Source organism: Herbaspirillum sp. B65, assembly GCF_000333555.1.
Lineage (GTDB): Bacteria > Pseudomonadota > Gammaproteobacteria > Burkholderiales > Burkholderiaceae_D > Herbaspirillum > Herbaspirillum rubrisubalbicans.
Genome location: NZ_BADI01001142.1, coordinates 19328 through 39360, shown reverse-complemented (window position 1 = coordinate 39360; position 20033 = coordinate 19328). Strand labels below are relative to the sequence as shown.

The following is a 20033-nucleotide window of genomic DNA, read 5'->3' as shown; positions in this document are numbered from 1 at the left end:
AAAGCCTTCCTGTCGCCATGCGAGATGCGTCGGAGCAGGTGGATTTCTTCTTGTTCGATGGAATTAGCTAAAGGGGCGCGCATTTCTATTTTTTTGCTGGATGTGCCGTTGATGCCGACTTCTCAAAAAAAAGGTTCATTTNATTTTTTCGAACCATTTCAGGCCATCCCCGTATTTACGCAGCGGAACACTCTTTTTTTGAGGAAACATGAAACTCTTCTTGGATGTCACCCGCATTGCGATGATCTATACAGTTGCTGGCTACCCATGAACACAATGAGCGCGAAGCCGCCGCCAAGATCATCGAGCGGCTGCAGGCCGGCCAGCGCGTGGCCGTGGTTTCCGACGCCGGCACACCTGCCGTCTCCGATCCGGGCGCCCGTGTCGTGGACGCCGTGCGCGCAGCAGGGTTCCAGGTCATTCCGCTGCCGGGGGCGTCGGCGGCGGTGACGGCCTTGTCGGCTTCGGGCCTGGCCGATGCGCGCTTCCTCTTCGTCGGCTTCCTGCCGGTCAAGACGCGCCAGCGCGAGACCGCCCTGCAAGAGCTGGTCGATCTGCAAGCCGCGCTGGTGTTCTATGAAGCCCCGCACCGCATCGTCGAGACGGTGCAATCGCTGCTGCAGGTGTTCGGCCCCACCCGTCAGGTGGTGCTGGCGCGCGAACTGACCAAGCTGTTCGAGCACATCCACCGCTGCCCGCTGGGCGAGGCACCAGCCTGGCTGGCACAGGATGCCAACCGCCAGCGCGGCGAATTCGTGGTCTTGCTGGAAGGGGCGCAGCCGGTCGAGGGCGAAGATGCCGAGGGCGAGCGCGTGCTGCGCATCTTGCTGGAGGAGTTGCCGGTCAAGCAGGCTGCGGCCCTGGCTGCGCAGATCACCGGCCAGAAAAAGAATGCCTTGTATGAACGCGCCCTGCAGATCAGGCAGGGCGCGCAAGAGGACGATCAGGCTTGACGCCGATGATCAGCGTTCGACGATGAAGGGGGTGCCGGCGCTGCGCTGGCGTACCAGCATGGCGGCATTCTGCGCCTCCGGGCGGGTCGGATAAGGCCCGGCGTAGAGACGATAGAGTCCGTTGACCTGCACCGCCTGCATGTTGTCGACGATGCCCGAGAGGCTGGGCAAGAGCTTGTCGCGCGCCACCAGGGCATTGGCTTCCTGGGAATAGGCGCCGAACTGCAGGTAATAGCCCGCCGTCACGGTACTGCCTGCGGCATGGCCGGGGAGGGCGCCGTACCGCTGGCCACCGCATTGATGATGCCGCCGCCACCGGCCAGGCCGGCGCCGCCTGCGGCACTGCTGGTACTGGCGTTGATCGGCTGCACCGCCGCGACGGTGGGCTGCGGCGGCAGGTTCTGCGCACTCACCCGATTGATTTCCACCGCGCCCGTGGACGCCCCAGCACCAGTGTCGGCCGCGCGGTTGATGGGATCGGCCGCCGCCAGCATGGTGCTGCTGCTGCCATTGCGGCGCGCATCGGCCATGCGCTGCGCTTCCTCGGGCAGGATGCGTTCGACTTCCAGTTCGCTGCTGCCAGTGCCGAGATAACCCAGCTTGAGCGCGGCGGTATAGGAGAGGTCGATGATGCGGTTGGAGTGGAAGGGCCCGCGGTCATTGATGCGCACGATGACTTGCTTGCCGGTCTTCAGGTTGGTCACCCGGGCATAGGACGGGATGGGCAGCGTGGGGTGCGCCGCCGTCATCTTGTACATATCGTAGAGCTCGCCCGAGGAAGTCTTCTGGCCGTGGAACTTCTTGCCATACCAGCTACCGATGCCGCGCTGGATGAAGGGCTGGTTATTGTCGGTGATGGGCACGTAGGTCTTGCCGAACACCGCATAGGGCCGGCTGGCGGCCTTGGAGATGGGTTCCACCTGCGGTTCGGCGTCGGCCACGTCCAACAGGCCATCGGGGATGTGATCGCCCGGGCCATCATCCTTGTAGTAGCCGCCCCGTCCCGATCCGGCTGCCGGCAGGGCCGGCACATTGGACGGTCGGGCGCTGGCGGACTTGGTCGGTGTGCCCGGTACCTGGGCGCCCTGGTAGGGCGATTGCTGGGTGGTGCCGCAGGCCGCCAGCAGCAGTGGCAGCACCAGGCTGCCCCAGCGCAGTGCCGCCGGCATCGCTAGCGCCGGCGGCCGGCCCGCTCGGGAGCTGGTCCTGCGGAGATGTTCGTAGAAGATGGTTCCCATAGCCTGTCCTTGGTCAACAGTCGATGCGCCGGACCTGGTGACCTGTCCCGGCCGGAATGTTCGCAACGATACCAGAGTGCAGCGCAACGAGGCTGACAACTTGTCAGTGCCGCAAGTTCAACTGCGGCTTGCATATTGCCCGATGGAACAGGCCCTAGCTCTGCACCAGCTTGCGATGGCGCTGGATGCTCATCAGGATGCCGGCACCCAGGCCCAGCGTCACCAGCGCGGTGCCGCCATAGCTCATGAAGGGTAAGGGCACGCCCACCACCGGGAGGATGCCGCTGACCATGCCCATGTTCACGAAGGCATAGGTGAAGAAGATCATGGTGATGGCCCCGCCCAAGAGGCGCGTAAAGAGCGAAGGCGCATTGGCCGTGATCATCAGGCCGCGGCCGATCAAGAGCAGGTACAGGATCAGCAGCACGATATTGCCGATCAGCCCGAATTCCTCGGAATAGACCGAGAAGATGAAGTCGGTGGTGCGCTCGGGGATGAATTCCAGGTGGGTCTGCGTGCCCATCAGCCAGCCCTTGCCGGTTACCCCGCCGGAGCCGATGGCAATGGTCGACTGGATGATGTGGAAGCCCTTGCCCAGCGGATCGGAGGTGGGGTCGATCAGCATCATGACGCGCTGGCGTTGGTAATCGTGCATGAACGACCACACCACCGGCAGGCTGGCCGCCCCGGCAATCACCAGGCCCAGCAGGATCTTCCATGGCAGACCGGCAAAGAAGATCACGTAGAAGCCCGCGGCCAGCACCAGCAGGCCCGTGCCCAGGTCAGGCTGGCGGATGATCAGGAAACCCGGGATCAGCAGCAGGACCGCCGCCACCAGGAAGGCATCCCAGCGCAACATGCCCTCCCGTTTCTGGAAGTACCAGGCCAGCATCAGCGGCATGGCGATCTTCATGATCTCGGAGGGTTGCACCACCATCCCGATGTTGAGCCAGCGGCGCGAGCCCTTCTTGATGATGCCGAACAGCGCCACCGCAATCAACAGCGTCACGCCTATCGTATAGACCGGCACCGCCAGCCGCAGCAGCAGTTGCGGCGAGACGTTGGCGGCGATCCACATGATGATGAAAGCCACCAGGATGTTGCGCAGCTGGTCTTCCACCCGACCCGGAAAGTTCATGCCGGCGGAGTACAGCGTGACGATACCGACCGACACGATCAGGAACACGATCAGCGACAGCGCGCCATCGAACACCGTCAGGTGCGGCTTGATGATTTGCCACAGGGGCGGACGTTGCAGGCTCATGCCGGCTCCTCGTGCGTACTGCTTGTTGCGATGTCTGGCCCGGCGCCGGGCCGGGCCCTGGTGCAGGGTTCATATCAGGCGCCAGGTAGCGTGCAGGAAAAGACTTCATTCCTGTACATCCGGCTGGACGGTCGGCGTATTGCTGCTGCCACCTTCCTCGGAGGTGGGGCCTTCGACCGGGGTATCCGGGCTCGCCGCATCGGGCGCGACCGACTTGATCGGCTCGTTGGGACGTTTGCCCAGCATGAAGTAGTCCATGGCCTTGCGCACCAGGGGCGCGGCCACGCCAGCCCCCCAGCCACCGTTCTCGACCACCGCCGCAATGGCGATGCGCGGCGCATCCGCCGGCGCAAAGCCGATGTAGAGGCCGTTGTCGTGGAAGATGCGCGAGAGCTTCCTGGAATCATACTTCTGGTTCTTGGCGATGTTGACCACCTGCGCCGTACCGGTCTTGCCGCCTGATTCATACGGGGCGCCCCGGAAGGCGGCCGCACCGGTACCTTCCTTGACCACGCCCACCATGGCGCGCTTGATGAAGTCGATGTTTTCCTGCTTCAAGGGGATGCGGTAGCTTTCCTTGGGTACGGTCTCGGTGCGCTCGTGGGTCACGCCATCTTCGATGATCTTGACCAGGTGCGGCTTCATCACCACCCCATTGTTGGCCAGGATGGCGGTGGCTTGCGCCAGTTGCAACGGGGTGAAGCTGTTGTAGCCCTGGCCGATGCCCAGCGACACCGTGTCGCCGGCGATCCAGCGCTTCTGTTCGGGTTTGCGGAAGGCATTGCGCTTCCAATCGGTGGAGGGCAGGATGCCGCGCTTTTCGTGTTCCAGGTCGATGCCGGTGATCTGACCGAAGCCGAAAGGCTTCATGAAGTCATGGATGGCGTTGACCCCCATGTCGTTGGCCAGCATGTAGTAGTAGGTGTCGCAGGACACCACGATGGAGCGGTACATGTCGACGATGCCGTGGCCGCCTTCCTTGTCGTCGCGGAAGCGGTGGTTGCCCAGCACGAAGAAGCCAGGATCGCGGATGGCGTCCTGCGGACGACGCTTGCCCAGTTCCAGCGCGGCCAGCGCCATGAAGGGCTTGTAGGTCGAGCCGGGCGAATACAGGCCCGACAGCGGGCGGTTCAGCAGTGGTCGGTCGGGCGACTTGTTCAACTCGTCCCAGCTCTGCTGATCGATGCCTTCGACGAACAGGTTGGGGTCATAGGAGGGCTGCGAGACATAGGCCAGGATGTCGCCGGTGGCCGGGTTGATCGCCACCAGCGCGCCCTTCTGGTCGCCGAAGGCTTCTTCCACCACCTTCTGCAACTCGATATCGATGGACAGGATCAGGTTCTTGCCGGGTGTGGCGGGGGTGCGCGAGAGCGAGCGCACGGCGCGTCCGCTGGCCGAGATTTCCACTTCCTCGTAGCCGGTGGTGCCGTGCAGCTGGGTCTCGTAGCTTTTTTCCAGGCCTTCCTTGCCGATGTAGTCGGTGCCGTTGTAGTTGGCTTCGTCGTCGGAGTCGGCGATGCGCTCGGCATCGCGCTGGCTGATGCGGCCGATGTAGCCGATCACGTGGGCCGCCGTCTTGCCATACGGATACTGGCGGAACAGGCGCGCCTGCACTTCCACGCCGGGGAAGCGGTAGCGCTGGGCGGTGAACTTGGCCACTTCCTCATCGGTCAAGCGGGTGCGGATGGGTACGCTTTCGAAGTTCTTGGATTCTTCTTGCAGGCGGCGGAAGCGGCGGCGGTCGCGCGGCTGGATTTCTACGATGGTGCTCAACTCATCAATGAGGTCATCGATGTTGGTCTTGATCTTGGAGGGCGTGATTTCCAGCGTATAGGCCGAATAGTTGCGCGCCAGCACTACCCCATTGCGATCCATGATCAGGCCGCGGTTGGGCACGATGGGCACCACCGAGATGCGGTTTTCCTCGGCCTGGGCGGCGTAGGCGTCGTGGCGCACCACCTGCAGCCACAAAAAGCGCGCCAGCAGCAGGCTGAAGCACACCAGCACCACGACGCTGGCGGCCAACAAGCGCATCCGGAACAGCCTCAGCTCATGCGCGGTATTCTTGAATTCGGTCATGCTGCTTGCACCTGGCCCCTCAGATGGGACGGTTTTCGTCGCGATCCACAGCGCGGCGCTGTGGCGCCAGCAACAGGACGCTCACCACCGGCCACAGCAGAGCCGACACCACGCTCTCGCTGAAATAGAACCAATCCGGCGACTTGCCCGTCACCAGCAGCTGGATCACCAGTTGCACCGCCTGCGCCAGCAACATCAGCGGCAGCACATGCAGCGCCTGGGTGCGCAGCGGGAACCACAGCACGCGGCGGTGGATCATGATGGCGAAATACGACAGCAGGGTATAGGCCAGGGCATTCTCGCCCAGCAGCGTCGATTCGTTCACATCCATCAGCAAGCCCATCAGGAAAGCCGCGCTGATGCCCACCTTGCGCGGCTGGTGGATGTTCCAGAACACCAGCGCCAGCGCCACGAAGTCGGGCACGCCCACCATCTGCCCCCAGGGCATCAGGTTCAGCACGAAGGCCACGATGAGGCTAAAGGCGATGAATAGCGGACTGGCCGGCAGGAGGATGGTTTGATTGTTCATCGTGCAGATTCCTTGGCAGCCGGCTTGGCGCCTGTGGTCGGCGCAGCAGCCGGGGTGGCCGATGCCGCTGCGGCGCCGGGTTTGGCCGCCGGCGCGGTTGCCTCGGCTGCACCCTTGCGCTCTTCAGACGGTTTGTCCTTGGCGGTGGCCTCGTCGCCACCGTTGTCGCGGGTGCTGTCACGCAGGCGGCGCTTGAAGAGCTTGGCCGATTTTTCATCGACCACGTCCGGCTCCGGTCGCGGCGGTGTGTTTTGTTCCACCAGCAGGATCAGCAACTGGCGATGGCGGTCGATGCCGGCCAGCGGGCGGCAGACGATCCGGGCGAAGGAGTCGGCCGAACGGGTTTCCACCAGCACCACGCTGGCCACCGACAGGCCGGGCGGGTAGACGCCGTCGATGCCCGAGGTCACCAGCACGTCACCCTTCTGGATATCGGCATTGGCCGGCATGAAGCGCAGGTCCAGCGCACCGGTCTGGCCGCGGCCATAGGCCACGCTGCGCAAGCCGTTGCGCAGCACCTGGACCGGGATGGCCTGGTCCTTGTCGGTCAGCAAGGTCACTTCGGAGGTGAACGGAAACACCCGTGTCACCTGGCCCACGATGCCTACTTCGTCGATCACCGGCTGGCCGGGCATGACGCCCTGCTGCGAGCCGCGATTGAGGATGATCTTGCGGGTGAAGGGATCGCGCGCGTCATACAGGATCTCGCCCACGATGGACTTGACCGGCACCTTCTGCTGCATGTCCAGCAGCTTGCGCAATTGCGCGTTTTCGGCTGCCAGCAGGCGCTCCTGCTGCATCAGCTGGGCATTGACGATCTGTTGCTGGCGCAGTTGGTGGTTTTCCTTCTGCAGCGAAGCCATCGAAGAAAAATAGTCGGCCGAATTGGTGAAGGCGTCGCGCGGGACCATGGCCACCGTCTGGAACGGATAGAGGGCCGTGCCCAGTGCCTGGCGTAGCGTGCCTAGCACGTGCATACGGGCGTCGACCACCAGCATGACGACCGAGATCAATGCGAAGACGGTCACGCGCACCCGGGCTGAGGCGCCCTGCTTGAAGAGTGGTGGGATTTCCATGGCGTCAGGCCGCCAGCAGGGCCGCGAAAAGCAGCCGTCTGCAGGCGGAGAACTCACTTCCTGCGTCGAAAACAGTAACAAAAAGGGGAGCCGAAGCGTTCCTCGGACCCGGTTCCGGCCGACCTCCGACCCCAGGCGCAAAGGAGATGCGCCCTGGGTGGCTGGTCGGTGTGAACTGCGTCATAGTGAACGTATCGGTTCCCCGCTCATCCGGCAGTACATCGCTGCCGGTTCATGCTTGACTGCAATCCCGTCCCAAGGGACAGGTGCCGGCATCGGCCGGCTTGTTTCTTGTTGCTGCCGGCTTATTCGGCCGAGAAGATCGAACCCAGCTTGTCCATGCGGTCCAGCGCCATGCCCGAGCCGCGCACCACGCAGGTCAGCGGGTCTTCGGCCACGATCACCGGCAGGCCGGTTTCTTCCATCAGCAGACGGTCCAGGTCGCGCAGCAGTGCGCCGCCACCGGTCAACATCATGCCCTTTTCGGCGATGTCGGCGCCCAGTTCCGGCGGGGTCTGTTCCAGCGCGTTCTTCACGGCCGAGACGATGTTGTTGAGCGGATCGGTCAGGGCTTCCAGGATTTCATTGCTGGAGATGGTGAAGGAACGCGGGATACCTTCGGACAGGTTGCGGCCCTTGACTTCCATTTCCTTGACTTCCGAGCCGGGGAAGGCCGAGCCGATTTCCTTCTTGATCGCTTCGGCGGTCTGTTCGCCGATCAACATGCCGTAGTTGCGGCGGATGTAGTTGACGATGGCTTCGTCGAACTTGTCACCACCCACGCGCACCGAACCCTTGTAGACCATGCCGCCCAGCGAGATGATGCCCACCTCGGTGGTGCCGCCGCCGATATCGACCACCATCGAGCCGGTGGCGTCGGAGACCGGCAGGCCCGAGCCGATGGCGGCGGCCATCGGTTCCTCGATCAGGTACACCTGCGAAGCACCGGCGCCCAGGGCGGATTCGCGAATGGCGCGGCGTTCCACCTGGGTCGAGCCGCAGGGTACGCAGATGATGATACGGGGGGAGGGACGGAACAGCTTGGAGTCGTGCACCATGCGGATGAATTGCTTCAACATCTGCTCGGTGACGGTGAAGTCGGCGATCACGCCATCCTTCATCGGGCGGATCGCCTCGATGTTGCCGGGCACCTTGCCCAGCATCTGCTTTGCTTCCTTGCCGACTGCCTGGATGGTCTTCTTGCCGTTGGGGCCGCCTTGCTGGCGGATCGCCACCACCGACGGCTCGTCCAGCACGATGCCATGGCCGCGCGCGTAGATCAGCGTGTTCGCGGTGCCCAGGTCGATCGCCAGATCGTTCGAAAAGTAACTGCGGAGAAATCCAAACATGAGTTGTCCTGATGCGCCCGCCACGGGGCGCCTAGCTTTTTGATAGGGGGAGGGTGTCCGTTCATGCTGCGGCGACGCGAAAATCAGGCGCCAGCAAGGCATTAATCCGACATTCTACCTTATAATTTGCGAGAAACCAGCAAGCCGGTTTGCCAAAAACATCCGCATCCCGAGTCGTTCCGGCCGCCATTTGGCGCGGGTTTGCCGTTTTTTGCGCGAACCATGCCATGACCAGGTCGACCTGTCCTGCAGGTACCCCGTCATGGGTACCGAGGCCCTGAAAAACCGTTTCCGGCCTCCTTGGCTCACGGGTCTTCCCATTTCAACATCTCGCGGCGCGCCCGGCGCGTCCTATCGACCATGTCACTAGCCCTTTCCGACGTCAAACGCATCGCCAACCTATCCCGACTGGAGCTCACCGAGGCCCAGGCCGAGCAAACGCTGGAGAAGCTCAATGGCATCTTCGCCCTGGTGGAACAGATGAAGGCCATCGATACCTCCGGCGTAGAACCGCTGTCGCACCCGATCGCCGCCATCGAGCCGGCACTGGCGCTGCGCCTGCGCGAGGACGTCGTGACCGAGTCCAATCGCCGCGAGGACTATCAGCAACCAGCCCCGGCCACCCAGGATGGCCTGTACCTGGTCCCCAAGGTGATCGAGTAAGCCCGGCGCCACGCCAGAACCCGTCCGCATCCGGCCCAGCCGGCCCGCAAGACCGCAGCGTAACCAATTCCATGCACAAGCTCACCCTCAAAGAACTGTCCGCGCAACTGCAAGCGCGCAAGATTTCCGCCACTGAACTGGCGACCCTGTTCCTGGACCGCATCGAGGCCAGCGACCTCAACGCCTTCCTGCACGTGGATCGCGCCCTGACCCTGGCGCAAGCCCAGGCCGCCGATGTGCGCCTGGCAGGCAATGATGCCGGCCCCCTGACCGGTGTGCCCATTGCCCATAAGGACATCTTCGTGACCCGCAACTGGCGTACCACGGCCGGTTCGCACATGCTGCAAGACTACGTGAGCCCCTTCGACGCAACCGTGGTCGAACAGTTCAATGCAGCCGGAACCGTCACCCTGGGCAAGCTCAACTGTGACGAATTCGCCATGGGCTCCAGCAACGAGAACTCCTTCTACGGCCCGGTCAAGAATCCCTGGGACAAGACCGCCATCCCTGGCGGCTCCTCGGGCGGCTCGGCCGCTGCCGTGGCCGCGCGCCTGGCGCCGGCGGCCACCGCCACCGACACCGGCGGCTCGATCCGCCAGCCAGCCTCGCTGTGCGGCGTGACCGGCATCAAGCCCACCTATGGCAGTGTCTCACGCTACGGCATGATCGCCTTCGCCTCCTCGCTGGACCAGGGCGGCCCGATTGCCAAGACCGCTGAAGATTGTGGCTTGCTGCTGAACGCCATGACCGGCTTCGATGAGCGCGACTCCACCAGCCTGCAGCGCCCCAAGGAAGATTTCACCCGCTCGCTGAACCAGAGTCTGCAAGGCCTGCGCATCGGCGTGCCCCGTGAATTCTTCGGCGCCGGCCTGGCCGCCGACGTGGAAGCCGCCGTGCGCGGCGCCCTGGCCGAGTTCGAGAAGCTGGGCGCGACCTTGGTCGACATTTCGCTGCCCAAGACCGAACTGTCCATTCCCGTGTATTACGTGATCGCCCCGGCCGAGGCCTCGTCCAACCTGTCGCGCTTTGACGGTGTGCGCTACGGCCATCGCGCTGCCGACTACAAGGACCTGGCCGAGATGTACAAGAAGTCGCGCGCCGAAGGTTTTGGTGAAGAGGTCAAGCGCCGCATCCTGGTCGGTTCCTACGTGCTCTCGCACGGCTACTACGACGCCTACTACCTGCAGGCCCAGAAGATCCGCCGTCTGATCGCCGAAGACTTCCAGCGCGCCCTGGCCGGCGAGAACCGCCAGTGCGACGTCATCATGGGCCCGGTCTCGCCCACCGTCGCCTGGGACCTGGGCGACAAGACCGACGACCCGGTGGCCAACTACCTGGCTGACATCTTCACGCTTTCCACCAGCCTGGCCGGTTTGCCGGGCATGTCCATTCCTTGCGGATTCGGACAGGGCGGGAAGAACGCCAAGCGTCCGGTCGGCCTGCAGATCATCGGCAATTATTTCGACGAAGCGCGCCTCTTGAACGTGGCGCACCAGTTCCAGCAGGCCACCGACTGGCACCTGCGCGAACCGGCCTGAGCCTGCAAGTCCAGCCCTCGTCACCAACAACAGCATTCGCAAGGACAACATCATGCAGTGGGAAGTCGTCATCGGCCTCGAAACGCACACGCAGCTTTCGACCCAATCCAAGATCTTCAGCGGCAGCTCGACCCGCTTCGGCGCCGAACCCAACACCCAGGCCAGCCCGGTGGACCTGGCCCTGCCGGGCGTGCTGCCGGTCTTGAACAAGGGCGCGGTAGAACGCGCCATCCAGTTCGGTCTGGCCATCGGCGCCACCATCGCGCCGCGCTCGGTGTTTGCGCGCAAAAATTACTTCTATCCTGACCTGCCCAAGGGCTATCAGATCAGCCAGTTCGAGATCCCCGTGGTGCAAGGCGGTACCATGTCGTTTGCCGTCGAGAAGGACGGCAAGACCGAGATCAAGACCATCAACCTGACCCGCGCCCACCTCGAAGAAGACGCCGGCAAGTCCCTGCACGAAGACTACCAGGGCATGACCGGCATCGACCTCAACCGTGCCGGCACGCCGCTCTTGGAAATCGTCACCGAACCCGAGATGCGCAGCGCCGCCGAAGCCGTGGGCTATGCCAAGGCCCTGCATTCGCTGGTGGTCTGGTTGGGCATCTGCGACGGCAACATGCAGGAAGGTTCCTTCCGCTGCGACGCCAACGTTTCCGTGCGTCCGGTCGGCCAGGAAAAATTCGGCACCCGCTGCGAGATCAAGAACCTGAACTCCTTCCGCTTCCTGGAAGAGGCCATCAACTACGAAGTACGCCGCCAGATCGAGCTGATCGAAGATGGCGGCACCGTGGTGCAGGAAACCCGCCTCTACGACCCGGACAAGAAGGAAACCCGCTCCATGCGCAGCAAGGAAGACGCGCAGGATTACCGTTACTTCCCCGACCCCGACCTGCCGCCGCTGGCCATCTCGCAGGAATGGATCGAACGCGTCAAGGCCACCATGCCCGAGCTGCCTGCCGCCATGCGCGAACGTTTCGTGGCCGAATATGCGCTGCCGGAATACGATGCCATGGTACTGACCCAATCCAAGGGCATGGCCTCCTACTTCGAAGCCGTGGTGGCCGCAGCCGGCAAGGAACAAGCCAAGCCGGCCGCCAATTGGTTGATGGGTGACGTCGCCTCCACGCTCAATCGCGAAGACACCGACATCGCCGATGCCCCCGTGAAGGCTGCACAATTGGCGCTGCTGTTGAAGCGCATCGCCGATGGCACCATCTCCAACAAGATCGCCAAGGAAGTCTTTGCGGGCATGTGGGAAGCCAAGTCCGACAAGGACTCGCTGGCCGACGACATCATCGAAGCCAAGGGCCTGAAGCAGATTTCGGACAGCGGTGCGCTGGAAGCCATCGTGGACCAGGTGCTGGCGGCCAATGAAAAATCGGTGGCGGAATTCCGCGCCGGCAAGGAACAGGCCATCAACGCCCTGATCGGCCAGGCTATGAAGGCTACGCGGGGCAAGGCCAATCCGGCGCAATTGACGGAACTGCTGCGCAAGAAGCTGGCCGGCTGAGTCACACCCGTTGCCTGGTAGCGCAACAAGTTGGTGGATGAACCCCACGCCTGGCAACGGGCGTGGGGTTTCTTATTGGGGGCTTGGAAAGAGGGGCGGTTTTAATATTTGAAATAGAGTCCGTTGTCTTCCTCATCTTCGTCATCCTCATCCGGTGCGGTTAGCCGTTTGGTGGATTCCGATAAATTGATGTCGGAGGGCGACGGGAAATCCAGCGCACGAAAGATCTTTTCTGCCAGCTTGGCGAAGGGAAGCCATTTCCAAGTCATCGCGAGGCAACACCCAGTGGAGATTAAGACTGCTGCGAGTAAACCCAGCATGCCCTCCTTTGAGGAAAAAAATTCTATCCCGTATGTTAGTGGTTGGTTGAAGCCGAACAGTATCAAGAGAGAAACCGTCGTAAGAAGGATCAGATTGACGAAAAGGGTCCGCTTCAGTGCAATGCGCAAGAAGGCGCGGGTCCCTCTGATGCAATGAGGATAGAGCGCAATAGTTCGTTCCTCTGGTTTGTATAAGGCGAACAGCTCGTAACGGCTGCCGTGTATTTTGACGGCCGCTTCCACATAGTCGCCCTCCTTGAAGGGACTGCCCCAGAGCCATCCGGCCAGAGAACGTCCGTCCAGTTCAAATTGAACGTAATCCCCCATGCCCTCCATGGAAGAGGCATAGTTCGACAGAGTCGCCGCCTGCCCCGAGTCGCCGACCAAGGCCGACAGAATCGCTCCGAGGCGCATGTTGCTCTGATCGCGTGCAGTGAAGAAGAAATTGGCTGTCTCGCGTGACTTCCTGAAATTCTTTATATGGCCTGATAATTTCTGAAGATCATTGCTGCTGGGGATGGCTATGAAGTCGGTCATCGTGTTTTAAAGATAGGGCAGCAGCGGCACTAAGGGGCGTACCTTGGTTGCGACGGGGACTGATAAGGAAATATCAGTGATCTCAATATTTAAAGTAGCTGCCTTGCCCTTCCTCTGCCTCCTCGTCTGGAGCAGCCAAACGTTTGGTAGATTCGGATAGATCGACGTTGGAAGGTTGCTGAAACTCGAGCGCGCGAAAAATCTGTTCTGCCAGCTTGGCGAAGGGAAGCCACTTCCAAGCCATTGCCACGCAACCTCCCGTGGTGAGCACAATGGCGAGCAAGAATCCCCACGTCGCTTCTTTTGAAGAAATGAATTCGATTGCCTGCTCCAGTGACTGGCTGCCACCAAACAGGAACAAGAGACAAAGCGCAGTGAGGAAAAAAACGTTGACAAAGAAGGTTCGTCGCAGAGCGATATGCAGGAAGGCACGGGTTCCTCTGACGCAATGCGGATAGAGAGCAATGTTTCGGTCTTCTGGTTTGTACACAGCGAACAGCTCGTAACTACTGCCTTGTTTCTTGACGGCAGCCTCAACATAGTCACCGTCCTTGAATGGACTGCCGCATAACCATCCACTGATGGCACGTCCCTCCAGTTCGAACTGAACAAAATCCGCAGCATCTTCCATGGAAGATGCGTAGCTGGACAAACTCGCCGCCTGCCCGGAGTCACCGATCAAGGCCGACAGAATCGCTCCGAGGCGCATGTTGCTCTGATCGCGTGCGGTGAAGAAGAAATTGGCTGTCTCGCGTGACTTCCTGAAATTCTTTATATGGCCTGATAATTTCTGAAGATCATTGCTGTTGGGGATGTCAATAAAGTCGGTCATTGCTAATTTGCGAAGGCACTTCTTATCGCGCGGCTATCTGTGGAGTTGAACGTTTACTAAAAGTGGGACGATCGAGAGCCAAGGTACTCGTTTCACGAAATAGGACTTCCAGTCTGTAAGCCGACTGATTGCGGGGAGAACACAACGGTAGAAACCCCTAGCCCTGAGAGCCTCACTGCAAGCATGAAGGGAGGATGCATATCAATATCTAAAAAAGATCCCGCTGCCATCCGTCTCGGTAGCCTTTCTCAGGCCTCTGGATGATTTCACCAGATCGATCTCGGAGGGTTCGGGAAATCCAAGCGTGGCCAATACTTGTTCGGTCAGTCGAGCGAACGGCATCCATTTCCGGGCTATTTTCAGGCTGGATCCTGTAATGAAAATAAACATTCCCAAGAGAATGCATGCACCTTCCCAACCCGGGATGAGTTGCGCCGTCAGCGGTCTCTTGTCGTCGTCCAACGTGATGGTGACGAGAAAGTACAGGCCAAAGAAAATCAGATTAGCCAAAACCGTACCTTTGAATGTCAGACGATAGTGACTTCTTGATCCTCTGGAACAGTGTGGATACAGGGCAATGACTCTTTCGTCCGCGTTTTGCAGACCGAACAGTTCGTAGCGCTCACCATGCTTTCTCACGGCAGCTTCGACGCAGTCTCCATTCTGGAATGGACTACCCCATAGCCATCCACTGACGTTACGTCCATCCAGCTCAAACTGAACGAAGTCAGCGTCTTCTTCCATGGACGATGCATGGTGCGAGAGGGCTGCCGCTTGTCCTGTAATGTCGGCAAACGCCGATGCAATCGCTCCTATTTGAATATTCTTTTGATCGCGTGCGGTGAAGAGAAAACTTGCTGCTTTACGGCATTTCTTCAAATTCGTAATAGTGCCCGAAATCTTTAAGAAGCCATGCATTCCGGGGTGCTCTAGAAACTTAGTCATTTTTAACTTTCAGAAATACATCTGGATTTCGTATAAGGTTGCCTCCTCAGTTTCTATCCAGGCTGCCTTTGCTGGCTCCAGCGCCGCAGGCGCCAATCGCAGATCTGATAATGCCTTGTTGAGAGCAAGTATTTGCTCACGATGCGAAGAAAATGCTGCTTTAGCCTCGCGCTTTTCCCCGAATGGGCAAAGTGAGCACCAATCTTGTAATTCGTCATCGATTAACGTCCATATCAAAATCTGTAGCGCAAGTAGCCCGACAGAGAGCGTAGTTCCTGCTAGCATCAGCAAGCCCCTTGCTGCTATTAGTTCGAGTTCTTTTTCTACTGCCCTGGCAGTCACAAAAAGTACCGATTTCGCAGTTACCTGACGAAGGTACGGCGCAGAGTACGTTAATGCAGTTGCCAGAGAGATCACCAAGTTGGCCGCTCCGCCGACAATTTTGAGTTTATAGAGAAGAGAAATAAGATGCTGTCCTTTTCCTTCTGATATTCGATATTCTTGGTAGTCCAAATAAGCCCCAATCGCCGATCCCCCCGCACTCAACAACCCCCCCGCCAACTTCAACCGCTGATAGCTCCAGAGCGAAGCGCCCTTGTCAAAATCACCTGCCGCATCCTGCGCAATCCCTTTCACCAGCGTCGCCGTGATATCGAACAGGCCCGCGGTAATCGTCATGCCTGAAGCGGCCAGCGCCAGCCAGCTTTTCTTGTCATTCTTCTTCAGGACTTCGCCCATCATCTTGGCGAAGTTGCCGCCCTCGATGAGCATGACCAGCAGGTTCAACCGGATGTCCTTGACGGCATTGCTGTGCGTGCCGCTGTTCTTGAATCCTTCCCAGGCCGCGCGCAACTTCTCTGCTTGCGCTGTTCTCATCTCCGGCTTGTCTTCCAGCAGGAAGGTCCTGGCCGTGCGTAGCCGCTCCATGGTCTGCTGTCGCGCAATGCCTTCTTCCTTCGATTGCACCCGTATCAGCTGCAGCGAGTCCGCCGGGTCCACCAGCGCCCGGATGCTCAAGAGGTGCTGGATCATTTTCTCGCCCCCATAATCGAGCACGCTGTTGATCCGGAATCGCCGCATGATGGCGTCGCCCGTCGTCATGATCTGACGATCGATGCCCCGCGTGGGATACGCCTTGAGTGCGACATCGAAGGCCATAGCCCCTTTGGCGGAGGCCGCCTTGTCGTTAGCGACGTAGAGGCTGTTGGCCTTCTTGTAGACGTCGGCCACCGACTTCAGGCTCTTTTGAAAGACAGTGTCCCAGCCAAGGCTGGACGCCAGCACCCGCTTGTCGTTGTGGGCGCTGGCCTCTTTCAGGTAGGAATCGAGTTCGCGCATCGCATCGACCTGATTGAGCGCCATCGCCCGCCATATCAGATTGCTTTCGGTGGCCTGCATGTCGTCCACCCAGGCGGCGATCTTGCGCTGGCCAACCAGGCTGTGGTTCATGCCAAAGAGTGCACGGCCGACCTGATCGTCAAACACCATGCCGTCATGGACGTTCTTTCCATGAAACTCGCTGAAGGCGTCCAGCAGACTCTTCGATTCCAGCCAGAGCACCAGGTCTTCCGTACGCTCCTCGGCGATGCGAGCGACCTCGTCCTGGAAAGCCTGGTAGTTCTTCTTGAATTTTTCCAGTAGTGGCTTGTCCAGCCGGCTTTCATACTTTTTCCAGGCACCGGCACGCGCGTAGGCAACATTCTTGCGGCCCGCTCTTCCCCGTGCACGGACCAGTTCGTCAGCCTTCAGGCGCGCCTTTGCCAGTTCTTCGCTACGCTGTGGTTCAGGTAGTCGATTGACGCGGTGGAGCAGATGGTCAGGATCAATGACCCGGGGGGAAATGTCCTTCATGCGCAAGTCATCGATGAGGTCGCAGATTTCCTCAAGCTTCTGCCGCTCCTGCGTCGGACGAGTCGCGGCACCGGCCCGTATCGGCTCAGTATCAGGTTGCCTGATGGGCTGTGCCTGCTGCACCTCCTCCTGAAATTGAGCCGCGCGCTCCTCCAGCACTTCCCGCAAGCCATCAATGGTCATCATCGCCGAGACCTGCTGCTCCAGCTCGTCCATGTACTTCTCCGACCAGCCGACCACGTCATTGCGATAGCCATTGAGCTCATGCACGATGCCTACCGCATCCCACAGCCCCATGATCATTGGCGGATGATCTTTTCCCTTTGTCTGCTTGCCGATCTGCTGCATCAGGCTGGCGACGGTCTCACTTTGATCCGGACGGGCATAGGAGATATGGACGGTGCTTTCCCGCGCGAGTACCTCCTTGAAATAGCTGCCATCCTTGGCCGGCTTGCTGATGTTTCTCATGCCGCGTCTGTTGAGCGTGCCAGCGTCATACCGCGGGCGATATTCCAATATCTGCTCGATGTTGCGTTTGCTCGCGGCAAGCCCGTGGCGATAGCCGCCGACGGCAATCCAGGTCGCCGGCTCCAAGCATTGCATCCGGCGGTCACGGAGTTTGACGTCACGCTCAAAGTCGGCCAGCGTCTCCGCGCTCCATATATGCTCGGAAAACGCCAGCCAGACTCGCTTGCAGTGTTGCGGCTCTTCGATCGTGATGACCGATGCCGGGAGATTGTGCCCATTGCGCGCACACTGGGGGTCCTCGCTGACCAGCCTGATGGCGCTCGCCGATGGCATCTTCCATAGCGTGCCGGCCTCGGAGACTGCATAGACTTCCCATTTGATGTGGCTACCGCTGGGATGCTTCTCGTGGAAGAGATAGAGGAAACCCTGTCTCAAGGTGCGCAGCGCATAGTTGTGATTGCGCAGAGGGACCGTCAAGACCTTGTTACCCAACGGAGCGGGCACAAATGCATCAACCTCCTTGGGGACCACGCAATAGCGTACCGGCAGGATGGCCAGACCGCTTTTGTTGCAGTTCGGGCAGGATGGATTCTGAGGATTGGTACAAGCCATGATCAAAGCGCCTTTCGAAAAATCCCTGCCAGCAAGTCAGGGCGGTCGTGGATGACATCTTCCAGAGCCCGTCCATATGGCACGCCCTCCGCCGTCTTCAGCCATACCGGGGCCAGCAAGGGGGCAAGATGAAAGTCCATGCCGATCTCCAGCGCGTGTCTGGCAAACAGCGTGCGGCAACGGGCGTCGTGCAAACCGTAACGGCTGGCATGTTGCAGACTGTGGAAGGTGCGCTGAGGCCAGCCGGCTTGCATGGCGAGCCGGTCAGCCCACAGACTGTCTTGCGAACACAGCTGCAGCCATGCGGCATGGACGTTGGCAAAGTCACTGACGCCAGACCACTGGTCGGCCCTGAGTTGCAGGCGCATCATGGATGGCGCGCTTGCGATGGCAGTCAGGTCTTCTGGAGAACGCTCCTGAACCAGCAAGCTGTGTTGCCGTCCGATGGCCCAGATGCTCTGGGCCGGGCCAAGCAAGGTGTGGCGTTGCTGCGCATCGAGCATGGGCCAAAGCCATTCGCGCACCCCGGGATCATGAAACCGCAGCAAGGTGTCCAGTCCGTTCCATCTGTGGAGATAGCAGCTTGCAGCCCAATGTCGGGCCAGATCGTTGGCACTGACGGAGCAGGTGATCCATCCGCATACCGACTGCCCACGCATTCTTTGTAGCTGCTCCAGTGTCCAGCCGGCCCAAGCCCATTCCACGCTGCGTTCCAGCAGATCGGAGTCGTGGCGGCGCGCCAGATCCAGCGTCACAAGATAGGGGCCCAGCAGCGGGTCGAAGTTGGCATGAGCGACAGGAAAGCGCACGCGCCTGTCTTGGTCCACTTCACTGGAGTCGAAGGGATCCTGAAGCACAGGATTAATCCACAGCAGGCATCGACTTTCCGAATGAGTGCTGAAATGGCGGTGCAGATTCTGGATCAGCACATCAACGCAGCCAGCACCAGCTGGCGCTGGTCGGCTCACGTGGTCCATGCGTTTGATGTCGCTGGTATCGGCGCAGCGAGCCACCGGGTTGATAGCGCGGGTTGAGGCTGGGACTTCACGGTTTTCCTCGTCGTCAGGTCTTCAGGAAGAAGCTGCGATCTGGACTGTTGGGTGAAGCGAAAACAGGTGCAGAAGCGTGTCTGCATCAGGCCGCAGCAAAGCCGCACATGATGCGCGGCCAACATCTGCGGAAGGAGGAACGGAAGGAAAAAGAAGCTGAAGCCAGAAAATAATCGACGTTTATCTCGTCAACATTTCGATCCTGCCGATTCTGCGGCAGCCAACACCAATGGCCGCCCCCGCGCCCAGCGATTGCAGGACAGCGAGAAGCTCAATGAACTGACCTGGTGATACCACCCCGCCGGGATATACAGCATCTCCCCCGGCTGCACGTCGCAGCACACCAGCGCCGCCTGACGCGCCAAGGGGTAGCGCTCCAGGTCGGGATGGTCGGGATCGAAGGGCGAGCCGAACAGGATGGCGTTGGCTTCTTTCGGATACAGATACTGGTCATGATGCGGCGGCGCCAGCCAGACCCGCTTCTTTCCCCATACCTGGGCGAACACATTGTCGTCATAGTCGCAATGCAGCGGCGTGATGCAGCCGGCCGGGCCGATCCAGAAGCGCGGCGGCCCCATCTTCTCGAAGAAGTTGGGCCAGTGGCACAGCGCATTCAAGGCCCGCAATTCCAGATTGCCGAGATAGGGCGGAAGCCCGCTCTCATCGGCCATCGCCCGCTCCAGATAATCGACCAGCGTCATGTCCTGCATGGCTCGGTCGGGTGCGAAGGCGGTATTGATGTAGTCGCCCACACGCGCTCGCACCGGCAACTGGCCGAAGTGCTTGCGCAGGTCTTCCATGGACATCGCCGCCAGCGGCCAGCGGCTGGCCATGCCGGTCATGATGAAAGGCAGGCCCGCCCGCGCCCGTTCACGGAAGGCAGCGCTCTTCTGCGGACCGATGCGCACGATTTCCCGCACCGTGGGCAGCGCGGCACTGGCCTCGCGGATGGCCTGGCGCATCCCGGCCACCGACGCTACGCCACGCACCTGGGCATCGCGCAGGTCACGCGCTGCTTTGCGCGCCGCGACTTCCTCGGCGCTCAGCCCGATGAACTCGGGCCGGGGCGGCAAGGCGCGTGCCGCAGAATGGGCGGGTTCAGGGGCATGTGAAAGAAAAGGCTTGGGCTGTTTCATTCTGGCTATTGTAGCGGCAGGGGCAAGCGCGCTTAGCGCATAAGGATATGAATTCTTCTTCCTTGTTTGAGGGGGGCGGCG

Annotated in this window: 15 protein-coding genes and 2 pseudogenes; 4 read left to right on the top strand and 13 right to left on the bottom strand. The window is 60.7% G+C overall.

From position 1 onward, the window contains the following. Positions 1 to 254: 254 nt before the first annotated feature. Positions 255 to 953, top strand: a pseudogene (gene rsmI / locus I5W_RS27035) (16S rRNA (cytidine(1402)-2'-O)-methyltransferase); the annotation flags it as partial. Between the two features lie 9 nt (positions 954 to 962). On the opposite strand, the pseudogene I5W_RS29180 reads toward rsmI, so the two are convergent. From I5W_RS29180 to I5W_RS32285, 7 genes and pseudogenes are all read right to left on the bottom strand, one after another. Further along, positions 963 to 2122 (bottom strand): annotated as a pseudogene (locus tag I5W_RS29180) (septal ring lytic transglycosylase RlpA family protein). Between the two features lie 223 nt (positions 2123 to 2345). Then, on the bottom strand, positions 2346 to 3455 hold the full coding sequence (gene rodA / locus I5W_RS27020) for a rod shape-determining protein RodA (protein WP_044531578.1): 1110 nt from the start codon (positions 3453 to 3455) through the stop codon (positions 2346 to 2348). A 105-nt stretch (positions 3456 to 3560) separates the two neighbouring features. Continuing rightward, a complete protein-coding gene (gene mrdA / locus I5W_RS27015) occupies positions 3561 to 5534 on the bottom strand; it encodes a penicillin-binding protein 2 (protein ID WP_017450104.1) in 1974 nt (657 codons plus the stop codon). Positions 5535 to 5553: 19 nt separating this feature from the next. After that, on the bottom strand, positions 5554 to 6063 hold the full coding sequence (gene mreD, locus I5W_RS27010) for a rod shape-determining protein MreD (RefSeq protein WP_017450103.1): 510 nt from the start codon (positions 6061 to 6063) through the stop codon (positions 5554 to 5556). After that, on the bottom strand, positions 6060 to 7139 hold the full coding sequence (mreC, locus tag I5W_RS27005) for a rod shape-determining protein MreC (protein WP_199901814.1): 1080 nt from the start codon (positions 7137 to 7139) through the stop codon (positions 6060 to 6062). The genes mreD and mreC overlap by 4 nt, the downstream gene beginning before the upstream one ends. Positions 7140 to 7444: 305 nt before the next feature. After that, on the bottom strand, positions 7445 to 8488 hold the full coding sequence (locus I5W_RS27000; RefSeq protein WP_006465688.1) for a rod shape-determining protein: 1044 nt from the start codon (positions 8486 to 8488) through the stop codon (positions 7445 to 7447). Between the two features lie 61 nt (positions 8489 to 8549). Further along, the gene (locus I5W_RS32285; RefSeq protein WP_159105059.1) at positions 8550 to 8717 is read right to left on the bottom strand and encodes a hypothetical protein; all 168 of its coding nucleotides are present in this window, start codon (positions 8715 to 8717) and stop codon (positions 8550 to 8552) included. A gap of 131 nt (positions 8718 to 8848) precedes the next feature. Between I5W_RS32285 and gatC the strand changes: the two genes are divergently transcribed. From gatC to gatB, 3 genes are all read left to right on the top strand, one after another. After that, positions 8849 to 9151, top strand: coding sequence for an Asp-tRNA(Asn)/Glu-tRNA(Gln) amidotransferase subunit GatC (gene gatC, locus I5W_RS26995; RefSeq protein ID WP_017450101.1), 303 nt, complete (start codon positions 8849 to 8851; stop codon positions 9149 to 9151). Between the two features lie 71 nt (positions 9152 to 9222). Then, positions 9223 to 10689 carry an Asp-tRNA(Asn)/Glu-tRNA(Gln) amidotransferase subunit GatA gene (gene gatA, locus I5W_RS26990; protein ID WP_044531577.1) on the top strand — a complete coding sequence of 489 codons (1467 nt, stop codon included), beginning with the start codon at positions 9223 to 9225 and terminating at the stop codon, positions 10687 to 10689. A 52-nt stretch (positions 10690 to 10741) separates the two neighbouring features. Then, positions 10742 to 12202 carry an Asp-tRNA(Asn)/Glu-tRNA(Gln) amidotransferase subunit GatB gene (gene gatB / locus I5W_RS26985; RefSeq protein WP_044531576.1) on the top strand — a complete coding sequence of 487 codons (1461 nt, stop codon included), beginning with the start codon at positions 10742 to 10744 and terminating at the stop codon, positions 12200 to 12202. 101 nt (positions 12203 to 12303) lie between these two features. Here the strand turns inward: gatB and I5W_RS33770 are convergent, their stop codons facing one another. The 6 genes from I5W_RS33770 to I5W_RS26955 form a co-directional block, all read right to left on the bottom strand. Then, positions 12304 to 13059: a putative type VI secretion system effector gene (locus I5W_RS33770; RefSeq protein WP_252717250.1), complete on the bottom strand. Its 756-nt coding sequence runs from the start codon at positions 13057 to 13059 to the stop codon at positions 12304 to 12306. An 82-nt stretch (positions 13060 to 13141) separates the two neighbouring features. Continuing rightward, positions 13142 to 13891: a putative type VI secretion system effector gene (locus I5W_RS30640; RefSeq protein ID WP_083893640.1), complete on the bottom strand. Its 750-nt coding sequence runs from the start codon at positions 13889 to 13891 to the stop codon at positions 13142 to 13144. Positions 13892 to 14092: 201 nt separating this feature from the next. After that, the gene (locus I5W_RS26970) at positions 14093 to 14836 is read right to left on the bottom strand and encodes a putative type VI secretion system effector (protein ID WP_044531575.1); all 744 of its coding nucleotides are present in this window, start codon (positions 14834 to 14836) and stop codon (positions 14093 to 14095) included. 9 nt (positions 14837 to 14845) lie between these two features. Then, positions 14846 to 17767 carry a T6SS effector BTH_I2691 family protein gene (locus tag I5W_RS32280; protein WP_159106160.1) on the bottom strand — a complete coding sequence of 974 codons (2922 nt, stop codon included), beginning with the start codon at positions 17765 to 17767 and terminating at the stop codon, positions 14846 to 14848. A 2-nt stretch (positions 17768 to 17769) separates the two neighbouring features. Next, a complete protein-coding gene (locus I5W_RS26960) occupies positions 17770 to 18744 on the bottom strand; it encodes a DUF4123 domain-containing protein (protein ID WP_252717249.1) in 975 nt (324 codons plus the stop codon). A 260-nt stretch (positions 18745 to 19004) separates the two neighbouring features. Further along, positions 19005 to 19952 carry a cupin-like domain-containing protein gene (locus I5W_RS26955; protein ID WP_044531572.1) on the bottom strand — a complete coding sequence of 316 codons (948 nt, stop codon included), beginning with the start codon at positions 19950 to 19952 and terminating at the stop codon, positions 19005 to 19007. Positions 19953 to 20033: the final 81 nt, after the last annotated feature.

Coding starts and splice junctions, on each gene's coding strand:
- rodA (WP_044531578.1), bottom strand. CDS start 3,455: ATGAGCCTGCAACGTCCGCCCCTGTGGCAAATCATCAAGCCGCACCTG.
- mrdA (WP_017450104.1), bottom strand. CDS start 5,534: ATGACCGAATTCAAGAATACCGCGCATGAGCTGAGGCTGTTCCGGATG.
- mreD (WP_017450103.1), bottom strand. CDS start 6,063: ATGAACAATCAAACCATCCTCCTGCCGGCCAGTCCGCTATTCATCGCC.
- mreC (WP_199901814.1), bottom strand. CDS start 7,139: ATGGAAATCCCACCACTCTTCAAGCAGGGCGCCTCAGCCCGGGTGCGC.
- I5W_RS27000 (WP_006465688.1), bottom strand. CDS start 8,488: ATGTTTGGATTTCTCCGCAGTTACTTTTCGAACGATCTGGCGATCGAC.
- I5W_RS32285 (WP_159105059.1), bottom strand. CDS start 8,717: ATGGCATGGTTCGCGCAAAAAACGGCAAACCCGCGCCAAATGGCGGCC.
- gatC (WP_017450101.1), top strand. CDS start 8,849: ATGTCACTAGCCCTTTCCGACGTCAAACGCATCGCCAACCTATCCCGA.
- gatA (WP_044531577.1), top strand. CDS start 9,223: ATGCACAAGCTCACCCTCAAAGAACTGTCCGCGCAACTGCAAGCGCGC.
- gatB (WP_044531576.1), top strand. CDS start 10,742: ATGCAGTGGGAAGTCGTCATCGGCCTCGAAACGCACACGCAGCTTTCG.
- I5W_RS33770 (WP_252717250.1), bottom strand. CDS start 13,059: ATGACCGACTTCATAGCCATCCCCAGCAGCAATGATCTTCAGAAATTA.
- I5W_RS30640 (WP_083893640.1), bottom strand. CDS start 13,891: ATGACCGACTTTATTGACATCCCCAACAGCAATGATCTTCAGAAATTA.
- I5W_RS26970 (WP_044531575.1), bottom strand. CDS start 14,836: ATGACTAAGTTTCTAGAGCACCCCGGAATGCATGGCTTCTTAAAGATT.
- I5W_RS32280 (WP_159106160.1), bottom strand. CDS start 17,767: ATGGCTTGTACCAATCCTCAGAATCCATCCTGCCCGAACTGCAACAAA.
- I5W_RS26960 (WP_252717249.1), bottom strand. CDS start 18,744: ATGGACCACGTGAGCCGACCAGCGCCAGCTGGTGCTGGCTGCGTTGAT.
- I5W_RS26955 (WP_044531572.1), bottom strand. CDS start 19,952: ATGAAACAGCCCAAGCCTTTTCTTTCACATGCCCCTGAACCCGCCCAT.